Here is a 20,116-nt window from a genome sequence, read left to right on the forward strand (position 1 = left end):
GTGATCTCACCAATCAAATAGCAGTAAGCGCAGCTGCCTCCTTTACGCCGCTGAGTGGCTCTTATAGTAAGGAGTGCTTCGTGGGCATCTATTTGAGCCTTCTACAACCATATCAGCAACGTTGCTTGTGCCTTTTACGCATTCTTTGACCTCAACAACACAAAATCACACCGTTAGAAATAATTAGTTACATAGCTCACATAATGACCTAAATGAACTTTATGAAAACGTTATTTGGTAAATAATAAAACACGGTTTTAAAAATTACGTGAAAATAAAATGTAAAAGGAGTTCAGAATGAATGTCGATATGCTCGTAGTGGGCGTTTACTTTATCTTTATGATAGCGATAGGCGTCATCTTTAAACGCTTCGCAGGTAGTTCTACCAGTGATTACTTTCGCGGGGGCGGTAAAATGCTGTGGTGGATGGTGGGCTCTACGGCCTTCATGACCCAGTTCAGTGCGTGGACGTTCACTGGGGCAGCAGGTAAAGCATTTACCGATGGCTTTCCCATCATGGTCGTATTTATGGCCAACGCATTTGGCTTTTTACTTTCTTGGCTATTCTTTTCATACCGTTTTCGTCAAATGCGTGTTGTCACACCAATTGAAGGTGTTCGTCGTCGCTTTGGCACGACAAACGAACAGGTATTTACATGGGCAACCATGCCAACAAGTGTGGTTTACACGGGTATTTGGTTAAATGGTCTGGCGCTGTTTGTCAGCGCGGTATTTAAAATAGATATAGAGACGACAATTGTTGTTACCGGCCTAATTGTTCTATTCATCTCCGTTATTGGCGGTGCCTGGGGCGTTGTAGCGTCTGACTTTGTTCAGATGGTGGTTATTATGGCCGTAACTGTGGTGTGTGCAGTAGCCGCCCTAGTGAAAATTGGCGGTCCATCTAACCTTATTGAGCAATTCCCTGCTGATAGCATCATGGGATCTGGCATGAATTATCCACTCCTATTCGTGTCGTGGTTCATCTTCATGTTTGTTAAACAACTTCAAAATATCAACAATATGCAGGACTCTTATCGCTTCCTGACAGCGAAAGATTCAATCAATGCTCGGAAGGCGGCGCTGCTTGCGTTTGTATTGATGCTGATTGGTCCTGCTATTTGGTTTTTGCCACCTTGGGTAACAGCTGTTATCTACCCAGATGCAGCAACAGCGCATGCTGCGGAGCTGGGCAGTAAAGCAGCCGATGCGGTGTATTTGGTATTCGTAGAAAATGTCATGCCAGTTGGTATGGTTGGTCTACTCATGTCGGCGGTATTTGCCGCAACAATGTCTTCGATGGATTCGGGACTTAATCGCAATTCTGGTGTCTTCGTTCGTAACTTTTATGCACCGATTATCGACAAAAATGCGGATGACAAAAAATTGATGCGCGTGAGTCAAATAGTGACGATGGTCTTTGGTGCATTGATTATTATGGTCGCCTTATTTATTAACTCACTGCGCGGTTTGAGCTTGTTTGATGCGATGATGTACGTCAGTACGCTGCTGCAAATGCCAATCCTCGTACCATTGTTCTTTGGTATGTTCATTAAGAAAACCCCTGATTGGGCCGCTTGGGCAACGCTTGCGGTCGGTATGGTCGTTTCGTATTTAGTGAGTTTTGTTATTACTGCGGATGTGGTGGCGGATTTACTGAACTTAGAGACCCCTTTCACAGGTCGAGAAGCCAAAGACCTTAAAGTACTGTTAGGTATTGTCGGTCACTTAGTCATTACTGGTGGTTTCTTCTGCCTAACAACTCGATTCTACAAAGAGCCTGTTGGGGCTCGTAATACGGAACTGAAAGAGTTCTGGAATGATGTTGATACGCCAGTTATTGAAGAAGAGGGTCAAGATGAAATGGACCGTCAACAACGTGACATGCTTGGAAAGCTCATCTTAGTCTTCGGTTTATTGGTGACAGCAATGGTGCTGATCCCGAATCCATTCTGGGGTCGCATGGCTTTTGTCTTTTGTGGTGTAGTTATTGTTACAGTTGGTAGCTTACTTCTTAGAAGTGCAAAGCAGGCGGGTAAGTTAACGACTAGCACCTCCACATAATATTTATTAACCCCATTTAGGAGCTACGCAATTCACAGTAGCTCCTTTTTAACTAGGAACCAAGGATTAAACACGGAAGGGAGATTCAAACGTGAACATAATTGCCATACTTATACCTCTAACCTTATATAACGCCTCTGGTCTTTCTGCTCCAGGTTATAACAAGGTGCAGTGTTACCTACGACATTTCAAAATACTATCTATGCAGTAGACCACGGTGTTATCGCTGATGATGGCATTGATGACTCGACTGCGTTGCAAGCGATCATCGACAACGAGGTTAATGTCTCAACGAGTAACAATACGATGGTAATACTGCCCTGGTTTTGGCGTATTTCGTGTCGAGATGCGAGAGAAGCATGTTAAAGAACCTGCTTACGAAGGGAGCGTCAACTTTCACTGGAAACACAGCATTGAGTTTGCACAACCAGTAAAAATGGGTGATACCACTATTTTCTTAGAATCCGGAAAAGCTGGCGAGTTTAGCCAAGGCGACCTTATTTATGTCGGTGCCGCTAGTGACTTGGGATCAAACATTGGCAGAAGGTGTTCATCAGCATATTCCTGAATCTGGCGTTACTGTTGCTGGAGGCTCTTGGCCACCGGAAGGTGCTGGGCCTGAAGAGCCTGTTGATCCACCAGTTTTTGAGGGATGTGATACCATGACCCAATATATTTGGGGTCAGAAAATGGAAGTAGATCTGTCCCAAGCATCTTGCATAGTGACTGATAGAGATCTAGCAGGCAGACAGTACAAGTATGGGATAGTGATGCAAATGGTAGCTGTGATTTCAGGGGGAACGTTATCCAGTGTTGATGGCAGTAGCTCAATTAGCGTGACATCAAACTATGTGAGCAGTAATACTCTAACAGGAAAACTGGTTCAAATAAAAGCAAACAACAATTGTCAGTACGTTAGTTTTAGGTCGTACTAAGTTGCAAATTATTAAACAATATAAAAAGGAGCTCTTTATGAGCTCCTTTTTATATTTGATTAAATACCAAAATCTCTAACTTTGTCATTTTTGATCAAACTCACAATTACTAATGTCGATATAGTGTTTATGTAATTAAATGATCTAGATCTTACTTTTGAACCAATGTTTCAATTAATATTAAATTTAATTTCATTAAGGAGGTTTTATGGTTTTTAAGAAAGGTTTGATAGCTATTTCTCTTGTTGTTTCTTGGGGTTCAATAGCGGGAAATATCAATTTCATTTCATATGATGAGGCTGCTCTTGAATATAACAAGCAACACCTAACGGTGAAACAAGATTCTATTGACGAGTTAGTGGAAAAGGCTGAAAAAGCACTGGAAGTATCCATAGACCCAGTGACCAATAAAACGTTATTACCAGCTAGTGGTGACAAGCATGATTATTTCAGCTTTGGGCCTTATTGGTGGCCGAACCCTGACACTAAAGATGGCTTACCTTATGTGCGCCGTGACGGTGAATATAATATGGCTACCAAAAGTGCGGCAACCGACAAACAGCGCTTTATCCGTTTTGCTAAAGACGTGACAGATTTAAGCCTTGCTTATTACTTCACCGACAATCAAGCCTATGCAGATAAAGCGAAAGCTCAACTTAATGCTTGGTTTGTCGATCCAAACACACGAATGAACCCAAACCTAAATCATGCTCAAGCGATTCCTGGAATTGTTGATGGACGTGGTATTGGTATTATTGATAGCCGCTTGCTGATACCAGTTTTGGACAGCATTAACATTTTAAAGCAACAGCTTGATCCACAAGACTATCAGACCATGATTGCGTGGTTTAGTGACTTTAACCAATGGCTTCTAACCAGTAATCATGGCTTTGAAGAAGACAATTGGCATAACAATCATGGCACATGGTATGACGCGCAAGTAGCCGCTTTTGCCATATTTGTGGGCAAAGACGATATTGCTAAGCAACGCCTGAGAATCACTCAAATGCGCCGAATTGGTAGTCAGTTTGATATGAATGGTCGTCAGCATGGAGAGCTAGAACGCACTCGTCCTTGGCATTATTCAAACTTCAATCTAGAAGCCTATAATCACCTAGGGCACTTCGGAAATAAGCTTGGCGTGGATGTTTGGAATTATGAAGTTGACAAGCATTCTTTAGCAAAGGGCTATCAATATATTGCTAAACATGCCAATCATCCTGATAAATGGCAATACAAAGAATTAAAAGGATTTGATAGTTCTAAAGCTTTTGTAAATTTACTTTATGCGCAAAAAACGTATGGTGAGCCGTTATTTACTGATGCGGTTTCTGAGCTAAGTAAAGAAAAATCAAATAGTAAAAAAGTAGAAAATCTATTATTTAAATAAAAGGAATTATACAGTGTCTAGAATCTATAAATTAGCTTCAACTGCGGTTGTGGCATTGGTTGCTAGTGCCTCTGTTTCTGCGGCATCTCTCGATTTTCGTCAAGAATATAAACACGAAAGTGAAACTTACGCTAGCCGCGTAAAGCTTGGTGCTGGCGTTGGAAATATGTACTTTGGTGTCGAAGCAATGCAAAAAGGTAAGCCGTTTTCGGAATGGCAATCGAAAGGCAACGAATTTGACTTCGGCTACAAATATAAAATTGATGATAACTGGATGCTTATTCCTGGTATGCCGGTAACCTTCTTTCCTGGTCACGTAACCTACAAGCCTCAACTCCGTGCTCAGTACTCCTTTGATTCGGGGCTTGTCACTAAGCTCCGCTATCGCCATGAGTTCCGTAACTTCTCTGATGATCGCTCTGCCGAGCAGAAGAGTAAAGTCACGGCTAACCTTGATTACAAATACAATGGTTTTCAGTTTGGGTTAGAGGCGAACTATGAGAAAGGTTTGGATGACCAAGTGTTCTTCGATAATGATGACACCAACTGGGATGCGTTGTTCAAACTAGGCTACAAAGGAGAGGACTGGAGTTGGCGACCTTATGTGGAATTTGCCAATGTTTCGGTATCGAGCACTTCAAGCGATCGTCAGCTTCGAAGCCGTATCGGTATTACCTATAGCTTCTAAGCGTTTGTTGTAACTGATTGACCGGATATGGCCACGCTAGATTGTTAGTGTGGTCATTTTTTATTGTGAGGGATTATGACATTGATAAAAAAGGGCGCATTGCTGCTGATTACAGCGATGTTGGGTATCGCGTTGATTGTGTTTGTAAGCTTGGATTCAATAAAAACATCTTTGGTCGAAACCAAAAAGCATGAGGTGGCATCGCTACTTTCGTTTGCAAAGAAACAAGCATCGGGTGCCATTATGCAAAGTCGCTCCCCGGAAGAAGCTGAGCAACGCGTCATTGCAGCGCTGTCTACTTATCGTTTGGGTAATGCTTACATTTGGGCGAATGACCACAATGCTATCTCTCGTGTGCATGTGCGCAGCGAAAAGCTGGGGATCTTCCAAAGCTCTTATGCTCGTCATGTAAACTTGCTGAAGGACAAGGAGTTCAACTATGTTGTCGGCGAGGTGAGCAAACCAAACTCGTCGGAAAAGATGACCAAGGTGAGCGCGATTACTATGATCCCAGAGCTGAAATGGGTGATGGGGCTTGGTATATACATGGACGATGTTGAAGAAAGTTATCAGCAGCTTGTGACACGCCTTTTGATCTACAGCGGCGGTATCTTAACGGTGATATTGCTGATAATCGGTCTCATTGCGCGCAGTATTTATCGTTCTGTAGGTGGTGAGCCGAGTGTCGTTGTTTCGTTAACAAAGCGCATAGTAGAGGGGCACTTATCTCAATTTCTTGCTCAGTCGGTTCCACGAGGCAGCATTCTGGAGTCGGTTCGCCAGATGCAGGCTTCCTTGAAGCTATTTGTCGATAAAATCAGTTCGGTTTCGATGATGATCAATCAGTCTACCGATAGTCTAGATCGTAATGTCGCGACAACGACGGAAAGCTTAGGTCAAATCCGTTCGATTTCAGATGACACTCTCAACTCTATGAAGGCTCTTGAGCTCAGTATCGAGGAAATCAATATAGGTATTGATAAGGCACAATCGAATAGCTTGCAGTCTCAATCACTGTCTGAGGAGGGAGTAGAGGCAATTCAATCTATGGAGAGCTCGGTGGAGGACATTCGTGCTAGCCTAGACGGTTCACTGCACAGTTTTGATCTGTTAGCAGCAAAATACGAGCAGATAACAGGGGTTGTAGAGGTGATTCAAGGTATCGCTGAACAGACGAACCTGTTAGCCCTAAACGCAGCTATTGAAGCAGCGAGAGCGGGTGATCAAGGGTGTGGTTTTGCTGTGGTTGCTGATGAGGTTCGAAGTCTAGCGGCTAGGACGTCCGATGCAACGGTGGAAATCTCAAAAATGAGTGAGCATATCTTGTTGGAGTCTGAACATGTATCTAGTGACTTGAGGGGGTTACTTGAAAAAATTTCGCAGAGCGAGGCCAAATCTGAACAGGTTGGTGTGATTTTCAGTCAAGTTAAGCAAGGTGCGAGTGATGTTCAGAGTATTGTAGCTGATTTAAAACAGTCGACGAAAAATGAGTTGGCCATTTCTGAGCAGGTTTATCTGTCCATCGAGCAACTGCTCAAAGTTCAAGAAGTAAACTTGAATCGAATTGAGCAGTTTTCATTGAGCTTCCTAGAACTCAAGCGGTTATCTGACGATCTACAATCTAACAGCTATGGATTTGAAAAGAAGCGCTTAGCGACATGTTAAGTAGAATTACGTTGTACTTTAAGGTCGACAAATTACCTCACAGAGCGGACGATGGCAGAGCTTTAGCCTTTTGATTTGTGCTAAAAATAGCTCTGCACATCCTAGTGCATCACTGGCCGCTGAATGGGCGTAATAATTAGGCAAATTATAATGTTGCCGCAGATCATCGAGTTGAAAGCTGGAATGTCCACGATTTTTCCCTAAGTAGCTAAATCGTTTCTCAAGCATCAAGGTGTCTATCATGTAACAAGGTAACTTTTCTATTTGGTAGCGCCTTTTTAGGTACGATGACAAAAAGCCATACTCAATACCTGCGCTGTGAGCAATGATGGTTTTACCCCTAAGGTGCTCGATCAATTGATCGAACGCATGCTCAGCTTCAACGCCTTGCTCTCGAACTTGCGTTGGCATAATTTCATGAATGACGGCGCTTTCCGGGCGAATAGTCACATCTTGTCGCAAAATCACTTCACTAACACTGGTTAAATCAATCTCTTCGTAGTTTAACTCCACCGTTCCAATAGATAGGATCCTATCAGAGTCTGGTTCTAACCCCGTCGTTTCAAAATCGAGGGCGACAAATTTTTGCTCAGACACAGGGCGCTCTGCATTAGGGAGAGGGTGGGCAAAGTAATGCCCAAGTGCATGACAAGGCCAGTGTTTAGCCTGCATGGATTGGTGCAGAGCTTCGATGCTATCGCCTTTAGAGAAGAGCTTTTGTAGGGTTTTGGCCAACATATTAAAACCCGCTTAAAAATTTGAGTTTAGCGACATCCTGCAGTTCACTAATGATCTTGAACGCGTCTTTTAGGTGCTTACGTTCAAAACTGCTGAACTCATCAGGGCGGATGTTGTTGTCTGGGGTATCGCCGCGCACTTGGGCGTTGAGTTGGTGTCTAAACCGAACCTGCATCAGAAAACGGTAAGCGCCAACAATGTTATCGCAGCTGTCTTGAGACAATGTACCTTGCTCGACGGCATAACGAAAACGCTCTTCAGTTCCTGTTAAAGAGCCTCCAGCGGCAAGGCTGTATATGCGAGCGAGATCGATAATAAGGTTCAGGGCAAACTTTTTGATGTTGAGTGACTTGGTATTATCACCACTTTTCTCAAGAACTAGGCTGTTAAAAATACCAAGTGGTGGTGAGGTTTCGATGGCATCACGTGTCAGCGCTGGGATAAAGCGAGGGTTTGCATGAATGGTCTGGTGTAAGTGGTTTTGAAGCGTATCGACAAGTTCCGCATTCCCGTAGACGCAGCGTATCTCCATGAAGACACTGATACTGAGCAGTTTGTTATACTCAGGACTGGCTACCCATTTCGTGTAATAATCTTTCCAGCGACTTACATTTTGGTTCCATTTGGCAGTAGCGGCCATGTATTTACCGCTGCATAAAGGGTAGCCAACGGCCGCGAGTCCATTACATACGCGCATGGCAAAGTAGGCAAAGTAGAGTCGGTCATTCTCGGTTGCATCTTCTGCAAGAACTAAAGCATTGTCTTGATCCGACAGCATGTGTACCTCATTTCGCGCATGAGATCCCGCAACCATCCATGCATAGTCACAAGGTGGTGGTCCGAGCACCTCTTCGGTTAGTTGGATTATTCGCCTATTGAAAGCATCCATGATCATCGACATGACCTGACCATGAATCTCGGCACTCACGCCACTTTCGACTAAGGCTTGGAAAATGGTTTCCTTTTCATCTCGAAGATTCGCAAGGGCACTTATCGAGTTCGCGTACTTGATTTTTTCAATCAAAAATAGTGACTGAGTTCTATGGTTGTGAACTAAGTGAGTGGTGGTCAATAAGCCCTTTACTTCGTGGTTGGCAATGACAGGCAGGCAGCGAATGTTGTACTGCAGCATAAGTGAAATCGCTTGAATCACTTTATCTTCGCTGTTTATCAAGATGGGATTGCGAGTCATGACTTCATGAATGGGGCGCTGAGTATTTACCCCTTGGGCAACAACATGTTGTGTCATATCTCGGTCCGTGACTAAGCCAACAATTTCACGCTCTCTTAGAACCACTGCACATGAACTGCGACGTTTGCCACACATGGCTTTGGCGACATCAATGATCGAGTCGTTATAGTCAGATACAGTGATATTTTCGCTAGCTACTTCACCAACAGTACGAAAGAACAGACTTTTATCTTCTTTATTGACGATTGAGCGTATCGCAGAGTGTAAACGTGTTTTGACCGTAGCCGCAAAGTAGTCTTTGATCTCGGGATGCTGTTCGCACGTTTCTTGGATGTTGGCGTGCGGTATGAGGTAAAGCAGCGAGTCTTCAATCGCTTCTGCTCGATACCCATCTTCAGCTTCTTTAAGAGGCTCTAGAAAAGTAAATCCAAATTGATCTTCCTCTCCAAGGCGCGCTCGTAACTTATTGAGCTGGGTTCGTTGCTCAATGGCACCTTTTCGAATCACATAGAGGTAACGTTTCTCGCACATGGAATGAAATTCAATATTTTCGCCTTTGGCGAGGTATTTGACGGTAACCGCACTAGCCAGTGATTCAACGACGGGCTTTGGAAGAAGATCGAAAGGGTCGAGATGAATCAAGAAATCAAGAATATTGTTTGAAGCTGAAGTTCCCATGCTAACCCTTAAGTGAAATGGTGTTTCAATTATAAATTTGTGGTAAAAAAAAGCAGCACGTGTGCTGCTTTTTTTCTTTATCAATGTCAAATAGGGTACTTATGGTAGCCTAAATGCTCAGAGACGTTACGTCCTGCTGTATGGAGAAGAGCGATATACTCTTGTTTACGGCTTTCCTCGAATCGAATAGTAGGGAATGAAACTGAGATAGCCGCAATAGGAGCGCCAAATCGGTCGTAAACCGGCACCGCAATACAGCGTAGTCCTGGCTCTTGCTCTTCATTGTCTTCACCAAAGTGTTGCTCACGAACGAGGTTTAACTCTTCAAGCAGTTGATCTGCGTTCTCATGCGTACGTTGTGTGTGCTTTTTAAACTCAACATTAGCCAACAGATCTCGCACGTCTTGTTCATCCATATGAGACATCAACACCTTACCAATAGCTGTGCTGTAGAGCGGGTTGCGACGACCAATACGCGAGTGCATGCGCAAATGATAACTGGAATCGATCTTGTGGAGATAGATGATAGAATCTTCGTCAATGGAGCCTAAGTGAACAGTCTCATTGATGATCTTAGAGACTTTTGCCATCTCAGTATTGGCTAGGTCAACCAGGTCGACATGCTCTAGAGCTTTTGAACCTAGCTCAAACAACTTTAGTGTTAGTGAGTACTTATCAGCTTCCCCTTCCTGCTCAACAAACCCGAGCGTCTTCATAGTTTGTAGAAAGCGATAGGTCGTCGCTTTTGACATCATTAGGCGCTGAGATAGCTCGGATACACCAATCTCTTTTTGGTCAGCCAGTGCTGAGAGAATGTTAAATACTTTTAATACTGACGATACAGCTTCCGGTTGAGTAGATTTTTCCATTTCACGCTCTAAGTCATTTTTGATAGAAACATTATACCTGACATGTTCGGGTGAGTCAGTAGTTTCGAAAAGCCATTTCATTAATTTAAAACCAATAAATGAGACTTAAGTCACACCTGAGGCAATGAATCTAAAAAAATAAAACGCAATTTCAAAAATAACTTTTAGTCATGTCATTTTTTGTGTAATGTTAGTTTCAACAGAGTGAACACCCCCTTTTATGTTCACCACACATTCACTATAAAGGAACAGACTATGAATCTTGATTCGTTTAGCCTTGAAGGCAAGGTAGCAGTGGTAACTGGTTGTGATACAGGTCTTGGGCAAGGAATGGCTCTTGGACTTGCTAAAGCCGGTTGTGACATCGTTGGCGTGAACATTGTTGAACCGTCAGAGACGATTGCGATGATCGAAGAGACTGGTCGTAAGTTTATTGATATTCGCGCTAACTTAATGAAGTTAGATGACATTCCAGGCATTGTTGACCGCGCGATTACCGAGTTAGGCCGAATTGATATCTTGGTAAACAATGCTGGCATCATCCGTCGCAACGATGCAATCGACTTCTCTGAGCAAGATTGGGATGACGTGATGAACATCAACATCAAATCGGTGTTCTTTATGTCACAAGCGGTAGCAAAACAGTTTATTGCGCAAGGCCAAGGCGGAAAAATCATCAACGTTGCTTCAATGCTTTCATTCCAAGGTGGTATTCGAGTGCCGTCTTACACTGCTTCAAAGAGTGGCGTGATGGGCGTAACTCGTCTGATGGCTAATGAATGGGCAAAAGAAGGCATCAATGTTAATGCGATTGCTCCAGGTTACATGGCCACGAACAACACAGCAGCTCTTCGTGCTGACGAACAGCGTAACGCTGAAATTCTAGAGCGTATTCCAGCTGATCGTTGGGGCACGCCAGAAGACTTAGCTGGGCCATGTGTATTCTTGGCTTCGAAAGCATCTGACTATATCAATGGCTACACTATTGCTGTAGATGGTGGCTGGTTGTCTCGTTAACAGGCTCGAGAGAAGATGATTGATCTAGTATTTGTCGGACAGGCTTTAGGTTTTTTGAGTTTTGGTTTAGGAATCTCCACCTTTTACCAAAAAGATGACAGGCAGCTCAAAATCTTAATGTTTGTCTTTAATATCAATCATCTTATCCATTATTTACTACTAGGTTCGACCGTATCTGCCGCGGCAGCCGGACTGTCAGCAGCCAGAACGTTTGCATCGATACATACACGATCCAAACTTGTCGCAGTGTTTTTCATTGTTGTTGCAGGTGGCTTTGGGTATTGGATTGCAGATGGCATAGGGCAACTGTGGTCAATTTTTGGCACGGTGATCGGAACATTCTCAATGTTTGTTCTTAGCGGTGTGGCGATGCGTATGGGATTTTTGGTTGGTGCAACATGTTGGCTAATTAATAACATACTGGTTGGCTCAATTGGTGGCACCTTACTTGAAGTAACAATTATCGTGACAAACCTAGTGACCATTTATCGATTACGCAAATCAACAGATTTGGTATCTAGCGAATCACAAACATAATAGGTTTTTACAGATGTTCGTATTCAACAACGATGTTCAATTGGAAGATCTAGGTGAAGGTGTGAGCCGCAAAGTGCTTGCACACAACGACAACATGATGTCGGTTGAAGTCCATTTTGAGAAAGGTGCGGTTGGCGCGATGCACTCGCACCCACATGAGCAGCTTACTTACGTACTGTCTGGCGCTTTTGAGTTCACGATTGGCGATGAAAAGCACATAGTTAAGGCCGGTGACACCATGTATAAGCAGCCAGATATTGAACACGGTTGTGTGTGTGTCGAGGCTGGTACGCTAATTGATACGTTCACACCAATGCGCAAAGATTTTGTTTAAGATTAAACTATTGACGAGTCGTCTCGTCGGAGAACTACTATGAAAATTGCACTAATGATGGAAAACAGCCAAGCACCAAAAAATGCGATGGTTGCTTCTGAGCTTAACCTTGTGGCTGGTAACTTAGACCATGATGTATTCAATGTCGGCATGACAGATGAAAACGACCACCATCTGACTTACATCCACCTTGGTATAATGGCGAGCATCCTACTGAACTCAAAGGCAGTAGACTTTATTGTTACTGGTTGTGGTACAGGCCAAGGTGCATTGATGGCAAGCAACCTTCACCCAGGTGTGGTATGTGGTTACTGTCTAGAGCCATCAGATGCATTCCTTTTCAACCAAATTAACAATGGCAATGCTATTTCATTGGCATTTGCGAAAGGCTTTGGTTGGGCTGGTGAGCTTAACGTTCGTTACATTTTCGAAAAAGCATTTACCGGTGCTCGTGGTGAAGGTTACCCGATTGAGCGCGCTGAACCTCAGCAGCGTAACGCGGCGATCCTTAGCGAAGTTAAAGCGGCTGTTTGTAAAGACGTAGTTACGTCACTAAAAGCGATTGACCAAGACCTAGTTAAGCAAGCTGTTGGCAGCGCGCAGTTCCAAGAGTGTTTCTTTGCTAATTGCCAAGTCACTGAAATTGCGGAATACGTTCGCACTTTGATTGATTAATACGATTTGACTTGAAGCAGCCTCAGAACTCCTGGAATCTTTGTCTCTGAGGGTGCTTTAAATCAAGTGTTGCACCATTTTATTTGTTGTTTTGATATCCATATCGGGATTTCTCCAGCCAGTGTGATCACTGGCTTTTTTTCATTTCCAGTAATGAACTAATTTTATTATCAGTTTTTCATCATTTCACCGGTAATCCTTGCTCAATCTCAAAAGTAAAAACTCATATTGAAGCTACAAAATGTACCACTTAAAGTGGCACATCAAGTTCATTTTGAAATGGTATGTGCAGTATGAATAGTGAGTATTTTAACAGCGTCAATCGCTATCGGTATTTCTATAATATCCGGCGGATACACGTTAAGTAAAATTATCCTCAAAATCTATCATTACCGTTATGACAGTGAAGGCTATCGTCAAGCGCTTGATCAAATCCTCACTGACAACCCAAAAATCAAACATCCCGACAAGGTCAGTATTGTCCAAGCGATTGCACTTCGCCGTCTCAATAGTAAACCAGCCTCTATCTCTCCAGTGGTAAGTCAATTTTCCCTACCCCCAGTCATTTCAACAATTTGAGCGTACGATGAAACAAATGCCTCAGCAGCAACAAGATATGTTTTGGGCTCTGTCGTGGTTCGAGGATGCTTGGGATAGCTCAAAAGGTAATGTCAAAAAACTAACTGAAATAGAGGAGATTTATAATAAATATAAGCCGGGTGTGCTGACGAAGGGCCAAAATGACTACAGGTGAAAGAAAGTACTCGATAAGTTGGCGAAAAACTTAGGTCCGGTTGAAAAACTTTTTTAAAGGAAAGAAAGCACAAGAGTCGATGCGAATATCCCGCAAAGGTGGTGTACCAGCTACTGCAGCGCTGAGAAGCAATACACAGCGTCTTTAGAAGCTAGGTGGCTCCGTATTGACTGCCGTTGGTATTGGCGTAGCTTGCCATGAAATAGCCAATGCCGAGAGTACGGCCAAAAGAATGAGATCATGGTTGAGACGGCAATAAGTACGGTAATGGGACTAGTTGGTGGTGCCACGATCTCTTTACTAGTTTTTGCGACGCCTGTTGGTTAGGTTGGATCTATTTTGTTAACTGGTGGGGCATCAGCAATGAACACTATTCAGGTAAAGCCGTGCTCAATTTGTACAAGTCTAATTTAGCTGATGTTGATCTAGTGGATAACCTTGGGGTAAATAAAGTATGCAAGTTGTAGAGTGGGCATTTATATTGTTCTTTGTATTTGGTGGGCTGCTATAATGGTCGGCGGACTCTTAACCTTTTTTATCCAAGAGAGTCATTCAATACGCTTTCTCCCCACAGCATTACACAAGTGGAGAGCTTGCGCTGGTAAGAGGGTTCCATTTCGTAGCGCTAATACATGGTATAGCTTTATTTACTGCTATTGCCTTTCCTTCATGGGCTATAAAGCGGCGATTGACGGAAATACGATGTTTTCATAAAGCTCTCCGTCATTTATATGTATGCCCTGTGGATTTTGACGGTTTCGGTAGTTGTTTGTTTGGTAACGATGATGGTTCTAAAGCGAGCGTGTTTATCGTAATTCACCGCTCTGCTACTTGAGTTTTAGGCAGTATTTCAGTTTGTGCTTAGTTAAGTTTCAAGCCCAATGATCAACGGATTTCTTATCGGCTTACCAAGCACTGGCGATGATCTTTGATTCCTTTCCCCATATCCAATTTTAAACTTCACACGGTTAAGGCAAGTCTTATCGATGTGCTCGCTAAGTAGGTTGAAGGTTTTACGGATGATTTGCTGGCGAGGGTTACTGAAATGAATTTATCCGGTTGATAAAATCAGCTCCACTAACAAGTTCGCGGGCTGATTTTCTTCTGTAGAAAGCTGGGTTAGCTAACGCGAGCAACTGCGTCGTCAATTAACTGGCCTAGCTCATCCCAGCGACCTTCATCGATTAGATTAGTCGGAACCATCCAAGTGCCACCGCAGGCCAATACAGACTTGATGGATAGGTAGTCATCGACATTGTTCAGACTTACACCGCCGGTTGGCATAAATTTCACTGGATAAACGGCAGTAAGTGCTTTTAACATACCCACACCGCCAGATGGCTCTGCAGGGAAGAACTTCAATGTACGCAGACCCATTTCCATTGCTTGTTCAACGAGGCTTGGGTTGTTAACACCCGGTACGATAGGTACTTTTTTGTCGATACAGTATTGAACTGTGCGTGGGTTGAAGCCTGGACTTACGATAAAATCAACGCCAGCTTCAATCGCTTGATCCACCTGTTCGTTGGTAAGAACGGTACCCGCGCCAATCAGCATTTCTGGATAAGCTTGACGCATTGCAGCGATCGCATCGGCTGCACACTCGGTACGGAACGTGATTTCTGCACAAGGCATGCCGTTGTCTACTAGTGCTTTACCTAGAGGAATAGCATCTTCAACTTTGTTGATGGCAATTACAGGAATTACTTTTAGGCTTGCTAGCTGTTCGTTTAAGGTTGTCATTTGTCTTTGTCCTACTAATCAAGAGTTGGCGTTGCTGTGTTAGGAATAATAGCACCGCGGTACTGAATCACTGTGCCTGCCACTTTGTGTCCCATTGCGGCTGAGTTAAACGCGTCGCCACCGGTTAGGCGCTTGGCAAGATAACCGGCGCTAAATGAGTCCCCAGCAGCTGTGGTATCAATAACGGAGTTAACTGGCTTAGGCGCGACATACTCGACACGACCTTCGCTAAGTACTAGGCACTCTTTTGCGCCGCGCTTGATGGCAATTTCAGAGACGCCTGCTTGCTGAGTGCGTTCAATGCACTCCTCTAGACATGTGTCACCGAATAAGTATTGATCATCTTCGAAGGTGAGTAATGCGGTATCCGTGAAACCTAGCATCGTAAGGTACGTGCGCTGAGCGATATCTCGGTTCGCCCATAATTTTGGTCGATAGTTGTTGTCAAAGAAGACGCTGCCGCCTTTGGCCTTGAACTTCTCTAAGAAGCTAAACAGGGTGTCACGTCCAGCGCCAGTTAAAATAGCCAAGGTGATGCCGCTTAGGTAAACCGCATCGTAATCCATCAATGAATCGACAAGGGATTGGCTCTCTGGCTGATCGAACACGAATTTTGCCGCTGCATCGCTGCGCCAGTAAAAGAAGGTGCGCTCGCCGGTTTCATCGGTCTCGATGTGATAAAGGCCGGGCATTTTGTCGTCTAGACGCAGTATCTGATCGGTATCAATGCCCTCTTCAGACCACGCTTTTAGCATTTCAGCAGAGAAAGGGTCATTACCTAAGGCGGTAATGTAGCTCACTGAAATATTGTGATTTTTTGTCAAACGAGAAAGATACAGCGCAGTGTTGAGTGTGTCACCACCGAAGCTTTGCTTCAGCAGGTCTTCTTTGCGTTGTAGTTCCACCATGCATTCACCGATGATCGCTATTTTGTATTGGCTCATAGTCAAATATCCAGCTTGAAATAGACCCATTTTTCAGTTTCTACTGAGTTAGAGTCGGGTAGTAAAGTTTTGATTTAATTTAACTAAATGGTCCTTGTGTGCTGGTTTTGTTATTACCATTATTCACGCCGTTCAAGAAACAATTAGGCAATTTGAAATTATTTGAAACATCGTTTCAATATAATGTAATTTACCAGTATAATTTGAAGTTTAGGTAGTCATATTTCTACTTTAAACGACTAAATGTGATTTGAGTCTAGTTTCATTGTTGCGATCATTGAATTCCTTCTGGACGACATTTTGGCGTTTTGTCACGGATATTTCGGTCTTCATCTGCGGCGGGATGAAGTATTGATGTGATGGATGGCGGGCGCGTGTGTTGTTAGTGCGCTTTTACTGCTTTCAGATTTAGCACCAATGTATTTTAGTTAGAGGAACTTTTAATTACCCGAAAGGGTTCGGTATTGATTGTGCACTGATTTACAGCGATTACTATTTTGTTGAAGGGTTATATCGACTCTAGGTCTGGTTCAAGACCACATAATGATCAAAATGCCACTATTCGTGAGAGTAGTGACGTTTTATTAACTATTCTTTAGTTAAACACTTCACTATAGAGTCGAACCATTGGAGCTAACACATCAAAGGGGCTTTGTTGCGTAATTCAATGGAACTAAATCCAGAACCTACGATCTGATCAGCTACGTCCACTCCCTCTCGTAGCCCTATGCTTAAACCTCGTTACAATACAACCAATTAATCATGGCTCTCTGACCTTTTGGATTGATGAAGAGGCGATTAACGGGTGGGCGCAAAGCAAACAGAATAAGCGCGGGAGGCCTGGTCTGTTCAGTGGTTTGGCGATTACGACAGCACTTATGGTGAACGAGTTTTTTCTATGCTACTGAGAGCGCTGCAAGGATTTGTCGACTCGATATTTAGGCTAGCCCATGTACCTTAATTTGTCCGAATTACACCTGCATCAGTCGCAGAGCTAAGCAAGTTGAGGTCTCACTTAAGCCTAAAACAAGAGGGGGTAATACAGTACTTAGCCGTTGATGCTACTGGCCTTAAGGTTTGGTGAAGGTGAATGGAAAGTCAAAAAGCACGGGACAGATGACAAGCGTAGAGTCTGACGAAAACTTCATATTACCGTCGATACAACCGTCATTCCGCAGCCAATTTCAGAATTAAAATAATGTGATCCAGTGATCGTTTGCAGATGTAGATACGACAGACCTATTGACCGCGATCCCCAGTTTTGATTTATTACTGCTATTTAACGGTCACTTATTATGTCTGCTGCTCAACCTGTCATTAAACGCCTAGACCACTTAGAGCTAATCGCTGCTTTCTGTCATGAAATCGGCTTACCCGGTATTATTGATCGTATCATCCCCAAATACTCGGATCATAACGTCTCCCATGGCGACGCCGTCCTAGCAATGATTCTGAATGGCCTTGGCTTTCACAGTAGAACGCTGCATATGTTCTCTGATTTCTTCGAGACGAAGCCTGTCGCCAAGTTGCTTGCTAAAGACATTGAAGCACACCATTTAACTGACGATGTACTCGGTCGCACGCTAGATGCTTTATATGAAGTAGATGTATCCGTACTTTATTAAGCTATAGCAGAGCATATCGTTGATAAGCTTGGACTTAAAACAAACTCTGTCCATCTTGACATCACTAGTTTTCATGTCGATGGTGAATATGCCCAAGACGAAGATCTTAATGCCATCAAACTAGTAAAAGGCTACAGCCGAGAGCACCGTCCAGAGCTAAATCAAGTCGTCCTTGAGCTGATTTGTTAAAACCAAGCGGATCTACCTGTTTACATGCAAGCACTCAGTGGCAATACCAATGACGCTAAAGCATTCTCAGAGATCACTAAACGACATATCCATTGTCTAAAGGAAGGCAGCACAAAACAGTCGCTACTTCATCGCTGATGCTGCTCTGTACTCGGAAGAAAGCATTCGTTCACTAGATGAGCAACAGCAGAAGTTTATTACTCGCGTCCCAATGACTATCAAGTCAGCCAAAGAAGCTCTATTGGTCCTTGAGCCAAAGCAGTTAAGCGGTATAGGCAATGGTTACTCGGGTTGCTGGATTGATGCTAACTCAGAAGTGGCTGTTGGTTCATTGTGAGCAAGCAATGAGGGACTTCGCCAGCCAGTGTCACTTGCTTAGCTTCGCGCAATCAACCATCGTTAAAGAGCCAATCTATGCCGGTCGTGGTCGGCCGAAGAAAGACGCAAAGCCAACGGGATACCACTATTTTATCGATGCTACGCCTCATACCGATTTAGAAAAAGTGAAACTGGTCAAGCTTAAGGTGGACATGTTTATCCTCGCTACCAATGATACTGACCACGTAAGTCTAACAATGGCTTCGTTACTGGAGCATTACAAGTCACAGCAAAAGGTAGAGCGTAGATTTCGCTTCTTAAAAAGCCCAGAGTTCCTAACATCATCAATTTTTCTGAAGAAGCCTCAGCGAATCGAGGCACAGCTAATGATCATGACACTTAGCCTTCTCGTTTACGCAAGTTTAGAGCACAAAATCCGAGAAAGTCTCACCAATATCCAGGAATTCTTTCCTAGTATGGTGAAGAACAAGACGACAACCAAACCGATTGCTCGTTGGGTATTCTTAAAATTCGAAGGTATCGACACACTCGAAATTGGCGGTCAAAGCTTTATCACGGGTATTCAAGATCATCAGGCTTGGCTGCTCAAACTTCTAGGCACACTGTATGAAGCGGTTTATTCCTAAATTGGTTGCGAGTCTCGGTTCTAAACCTTTCCATGAATATCGCACTTATTATCTGAAATTGGGAGGTTCCATTTATATGAAAGTAGTATGAGGGAAGATATTATACGCAGAATTAAGTATGGGCTACTGGAAAGGGCAAAGTGAAATCAGTTACCTAATCCATATTAAACCATGTATTATTCGTTTTGTACTGCTGTTAACAACAATGAGTTGTTTTCATCAAATAAGGCCCTAATTGTATATATTATTGAAAATAACAATTATTTGAAGTTCTGACAGAGGTTTTTCGCTACGTTTCTTAATTCTAAGCGAGTGTTTTCAATATCTTCAATATGATGATGAACAGTTTGTGAGTTTAGTGTCATATATGGAACTGTGATAATAGCCATAATATCACCTAGCGCTCCGAAAATAGGAAAGCTAATGTTGGTTACGCCAGATATCTGAGGGCTAGCACCAACGTAGTAGCCATTTTGTGCCGTTTCATCCATGTGGCTTAGTACATAATCAATTTCGTCCTGAGTTGCGTTTGATTTTTCGATAATATCTTGTCTCTTTTTGTTTGAACTATAAGCCAGAAGTACAGTGCCAGAGCCTGAAGAGCACACATCTATACTTGCACCTAATCGAACTCCAAACCCCATTTTGTATGGACTTTCTTGCGCACCAATAACCACTAACTCACCGTTGTAGTATTGGCTTAGATGGCAAGATTGGGATACTTTTGCGCAAAGCTCCTCCATCATGGGTCTAGCGCGTTTTAGTAGTTGAGCTGTTGGTGGGTACTGATTGGATAGTACAAACGTTTTTAAACTTAGTGCATAGTTTGAGGAATCTTCATCAAATTCAATATATTGACGCTCTATTAATACAGATAGCATGCGAAATATTTCATTAACACTGCGATTCAACTTTTCTGCTATTTGTTTCTTCGTTTGAGGTTCAGATGAAAAAGCCAAGAGCTCAATAATGTCAAGTCCTTTTTCTAAAGCGGGCGCTCTATATTCAGTTTTTTTTATTTGATCCATTACTCTACTCGGTGTTACAAATACGCTTTCATCATTAGATGAGTGAAGTTGCCTATTATGGCATAAATTCAAACTGGTTATTTGGG

At 43.2% G+C, this 20,116-nt stretch carries 17 protein-coding genes and 2 pseudogenes; 13 read left to right on the forward strand and 6 right to left on the reverse strand.

Annotation, left to right across the window (positions count from 1 at the left end):
- Positions 1 to 297 precede the first annotated feature (297 nt).
- From ACFI6G_RS16470 to ACFI6G_RS16495, 6 genes are all read left to right on the forward strand, one after another.
- Entirely contained in the window at positions 298 to 2,064 is a 1,767-nt protein-coding gene (locus tag ACFI6G_RS16470) for a sodium:solute symporter family protein (RefSeq protein ID WP_046209571.1), read from the forward strand.
- Positions 2,065 to 2,235: 171 nt separating this feature from the next.
- Positions 2,236 to 2,430, forward strand: a complete 195-nt coding sequence (locus ACFI6G_RS16475) for a hypothetical protein (RefSeq protein ID WP_046209570.1) — start codon at positions 2,236 to 2,238, stop codon at positions 2,428 to 2,430.
- 137 nt (positions 2,431 to 2,567) lie between these two features.
- The gene (locus tag ACFI6G_RS16480; protein ID WP_046209569.1) at positions 2,568 to 2,999 is read left to right on the forward strand and encodes a hypothetical protein; all 432 of its coding nucleotides are present in this window, start codon (positions 2,568 to 2,570) and stop codon (positions 2,997 to 2,999) included.
- A 208-nt stretch (positions 3,000 to 3,207) separates the two neighbouring features.
- Positions 3,208 to 4,389, forward strand: a complete 1,182-nt coding sequence (locus ACFI6G_RS16485) for an alginate lyase family protein (RefSeq protein ID WP_046209568.1) — start codon at positions 3,208 to 3,210, stop codon at positions 4,387 to 4,389.
- Positions 4,390 to 4,402: 13 nt separating this feature from the next.
- A complete protein-coding gene (locus ACFI6G_RS16490; RefSeq protein ID WP_046209567.1) occupies positions 4,403 to 5,077 on the forward strand; it encodes an oligogalacturonate-specific porin KdgM family protein in 675 nt (224 codons plus the stop codon).
- 75 nt (positions 5,078 to 5,152) lie between these two features.
- Positions 5,153 to 6,742, forward strand: a complete 1,590-nt coding sequence (locus ACFI6G_RS16495) for a methyl-accepting chemotaxis protein (protein ID WP_046209566.1) — start codon at positions 5,153 to 5,155, stop codon at positions 6,740 to 6,742.
- An 18-nt stretch (positions 6,743 to 6,760) separates the two neighbouring features.
- Here the strand turns inward: ACFI6G_RS16495 and ACFI6G_RS16500 are convergent, their stop codons facing one another.
- The 3 genes from ACFI6G_RS16500 to kdgR form a co-directional block, all read right to left on the reverse strand.
- Positions 6,761 to 7,480 (reverse strand): 3'-5' exonuclease, encoded by a 720-nt coding sequence (locus tag ACFI6G_RS16500; protein WP_046209565.1) that lies wholly within the window; start codon positions 7,478 to 7,480, stop codon positions 6,761 to 6,763.
- Between the two features lies 1 nt (position 7,481).
- Positions 7,482 to 9,350 carry a DUF294 nucleotidyltransferase-like domain-containing protein gene (locus ACFI6G_RS16505; RefSeq protein ID WP_046209564.1) on the reverse strand — a complete coding sequence of 623 codons (1,869 nt, stop codon included), beginning with the start codon at positions 9,348 to 9,350 and terminating at the stop codon, positions 7,482 to 7,484.
- Positions 9,351 to 9,436: 86 nt separating this feature from the next.
- On the reverse strand, positions 9,437 to 10,219 hold the full coding sequence (gene kdgR, locus ACFI6G_RS16510) for a DNA-binding transcriptional regulator KdgR (protein WP_046209595.1): 783 nt from the start codon (positions 10,217 to 10,219) through the stop codon (positions 9,437 to 9,439).
- 255 nt (positions 10,220 to 10,474) lie between these two features.
- Here kdgR and kduD point away from each other — a divergent pair, with 255 nt between their 5' ends.
- The 5 genes from kduD to ACFI6G_RS16535 all read left to right on the forward strand — a co-directional run bounded on the left by kduD (position 10,475) and on the right by ACFI6G_RS16535 (position 13,361).
- A complete protein-coding gene (kduD, locus tag ACFI6G_RS16515; RefSeq protein ID WP_046209563.1) occupies positions 10,475 to 11,236 on the forward strand; it encodes a 2-dehydro-3-deoxy-D-gluconate 5-dehydrogenase KduD in 762 nt (253 codons plus the stop codon).
- A 15-nt stretch (positions 11,237 to 11,251) separates the two neighbouring features.
- Positions 11,252 to 11,773, forward strand: coding sequence for a YgjV family protein (locus ACFI6G_RS16520; protein ID WP_046209562.1), 522 nt, complete (start codon positions 11,252 to 11,254; stop codon positions 11,771 to 11,773).
- A gap of 13 nt (positions 11,774 to 11,786) precedes the next feature.
- On the forward strand, positions 11,787 to 12,107 hold the full coding sequence (locus ACFI6G_RS16525) for a cupin domain-containing protein (RefSeq protein ID WP_046209561.1): 321 nt from the start codon (positions 11,787 to 11,789) through the stop codon (positions 12,105 to 12,107).
- A 39-nt stretch (positions 12,108 to 12,146) separates the two neighbouring features.
- Positions 12,147 to 12,782, forward strand: coding sequence for an RpiB/LacA/LacB family sugar-phosphate isomerase (locus ACFI6G_RS16530; protein WP_046209560.1), 636 nt, complete (start codon positions 12,147 to 12,149; stop codon positions 12,780 to 12,782).
- A gap of 300 nt (positions 12,783 to 13,082) precedes the next feature.
- Complete coding sequence (locus ACFI6G_RS16535; RefSeq protein ID WP_231576290.1) at positions 13,083 to 13,361, forward strand: hypothetical protein; 279 nt, start codon at positions 13,083 to 13,085, stop codon at positions 13,359 to 13,361.
- A 1,294-nt stretch (positions 13,362 to 14,655) separates the two neighbouring features.
- Here the strand turns inward: ACFI6G_RS16535 and ACFI6G_RS16540 are convergent.
- On the reverse strand, positions 14,656 to 15,279 hold the full coding sequence (locus ACFI6G_RS16540; protein ID WP_046209559.1) for a bifunctional 4-hydroxy-2-oxoglutarate aldolase/2-dehydro-3-deoxy-phosphogluconate aldolase: 624 nt from the start codon (positions 15,277 to 15,279) through the stop codon (positions 14,656 to 14,658).
- A 14-nt stretch (positions 15,280 to 15,293) separates the two neighbouring features.
- Positions 15,294 to 16,223, reverse strand: a complete 930-nt coding sequence (gene kdgK / locus ACFI6G_RS16545) for a 2-dehydro-3-deoxygluconokinase (protein WP_046209558.1) — start codon at positions 16,221 to 16,223, stop codon at positions 15,294 to 15,296.
- Positions 16,224 to 16,950: 727 nt separating this feature from the next.
- On the opposite strand from kdgK, the pseudogene ACFI6G_RS16550 reads away from it, so the two are divergent.
- Positions 16,951 to 17,356 (forward strand): annotated as a pseudogene (locus ACFI6G_RS16550) (transposase); the annotation flags it as partial.
- 162 nt (positions 17,357 to 17,518) lie between these two features.
- Positions 17,519 to 19,002: pseudogene (locus ACFI6G_RS16555) on the forward strand (IS1634 family transposase).
- A gap of 260 nt (positions 19,003 to 19,262) precedes the next feature.
- Here the strand turns inward: ACFI6G_RS16555 and ACFI6G_RS16560 are convergent.
- Positions 19,263 to 20,030, reverse strand: coding sequence for an IclR family transcriptional regulator (locus tag ACFI6G_RS16560; RefSeq protein WP_046209557.1), 768 nt, complete (start codon positions 20,028 to 20,030; stop codon positions 19,263 to 19,265).
- Positions 20,031 to 20,116: the final 86 nt, after the last annotated feature.

The sequence above is a fragment of the Vibrio sp. PSi01 genome, assembly GCF_054960695.1.

What these genes read in the sequence shown, in the direction of transcription:
- ACFI6G_RS16470 (WP_046209571.1), top strand. Translation starts at nt 298, where the DNA reads ATGAATGTCGATATGCTCGTAGTGGGCGTTTACTTTATCTTTATGATA.
- ACFI6G_RS16480 (WP_046209569.1), top strand. Translation starts at nt 2,568, where the DNA reads ATGTCGGTGCCGCTAGTGACTTGGGATCAAACATTGGCAGAAGGTGTT.
- ACFI6G_RS16485 (WP_046209568.1), top strand. Translation starts at nt 3,208, where the DNA reads ATGGTTTTTAAGAAAGGTTTGATAGCTATTTCTCTTGTTGTTTCTTGG.
- ACFI6G_RS16495 (WP_046209566.1), top strand. Translation starts at nt 5,153, where the DNA reads ATGACATTGATAAAAAAGGGCGCATTGCTGCTGATTACAGCGATGTTG.
- ACFI6G_RS16500 (WP_046209565.1), bottom strand. Translation starts at nt 7,480, where the DNA reads ATGTTGGCCAAAACCCTACAAAAGCTCTTCTCTAAAGGCGATAGCATC.
- ACFI6G_RS16505 (WP_046209564.1), bottom strand. Translation starts at nt 9,350, where the DNA reads ATGGGAACTTCAGCTTCAAACAATATTCTTGATTTCTTGATTCATCTC.
- kdgR (WP_046209595.1), bottom strand. Translation starts at nt 10,219, where the DNA reads ATGGAAAAATCTACTCAACCGGAAGCTGTATCGTCAGTATTAAAAGTA.
- kduD (WP_046209563.1), top strand. Translation starts at nt 10,475, where the DNA reads ATGAATCTTGATTCGTTTAGCCTTGAAGGCAAGGTAGCAGTGGTAACT.
- ACFI6G_RS16520 (WP_046209562.1), top strand. Translation starts at nt 11,252, where the DNA reads ATGATTGATCTAGTATTTGTCGGACAGGCTTTAGGTTTTTTGAGTTTT.
- ACFI6G_RS16525 (WP_046209561.1), top strand. Translation starts at nt 11,787, where the DNA reads ATGTTCGTATTCAACAACGATGTTCAATTGGAAGATCTAGGTGAAGGT.
- ACFI6G_RS16530 (WP_046209560.1), top strand. Translation starts at nt 12,147, where the DNA reads ATGAAAATTGCACTAATGATGGAAAACAGCCAAGCACCAAAAAATGCG.
- ACFI6G_RS16540 (WP_046209559.1), bottom strand. Translation starts at nt 15,279, where the DNA reads ATGACAACCTTAAACGAACAGCTAGCAAGCCTAAAAGTAATTCCTGTA.
- kdgK (WP_046209558.1), bottom strand. Translation starts at nt 16,223, where the DNA reads ATGAGCCAATACAAAATAGCGATCATCGGTGAATGCATGGTGGAACTA.
- ACFI6G_RS16560 (WP_046209557.1), bottom strand. Translation starts at nt 20,030, where the DNA reads ATGGATCAAATAAAAAAAACTGAATATAGAGCGCCCGCTTTAGAAAAA.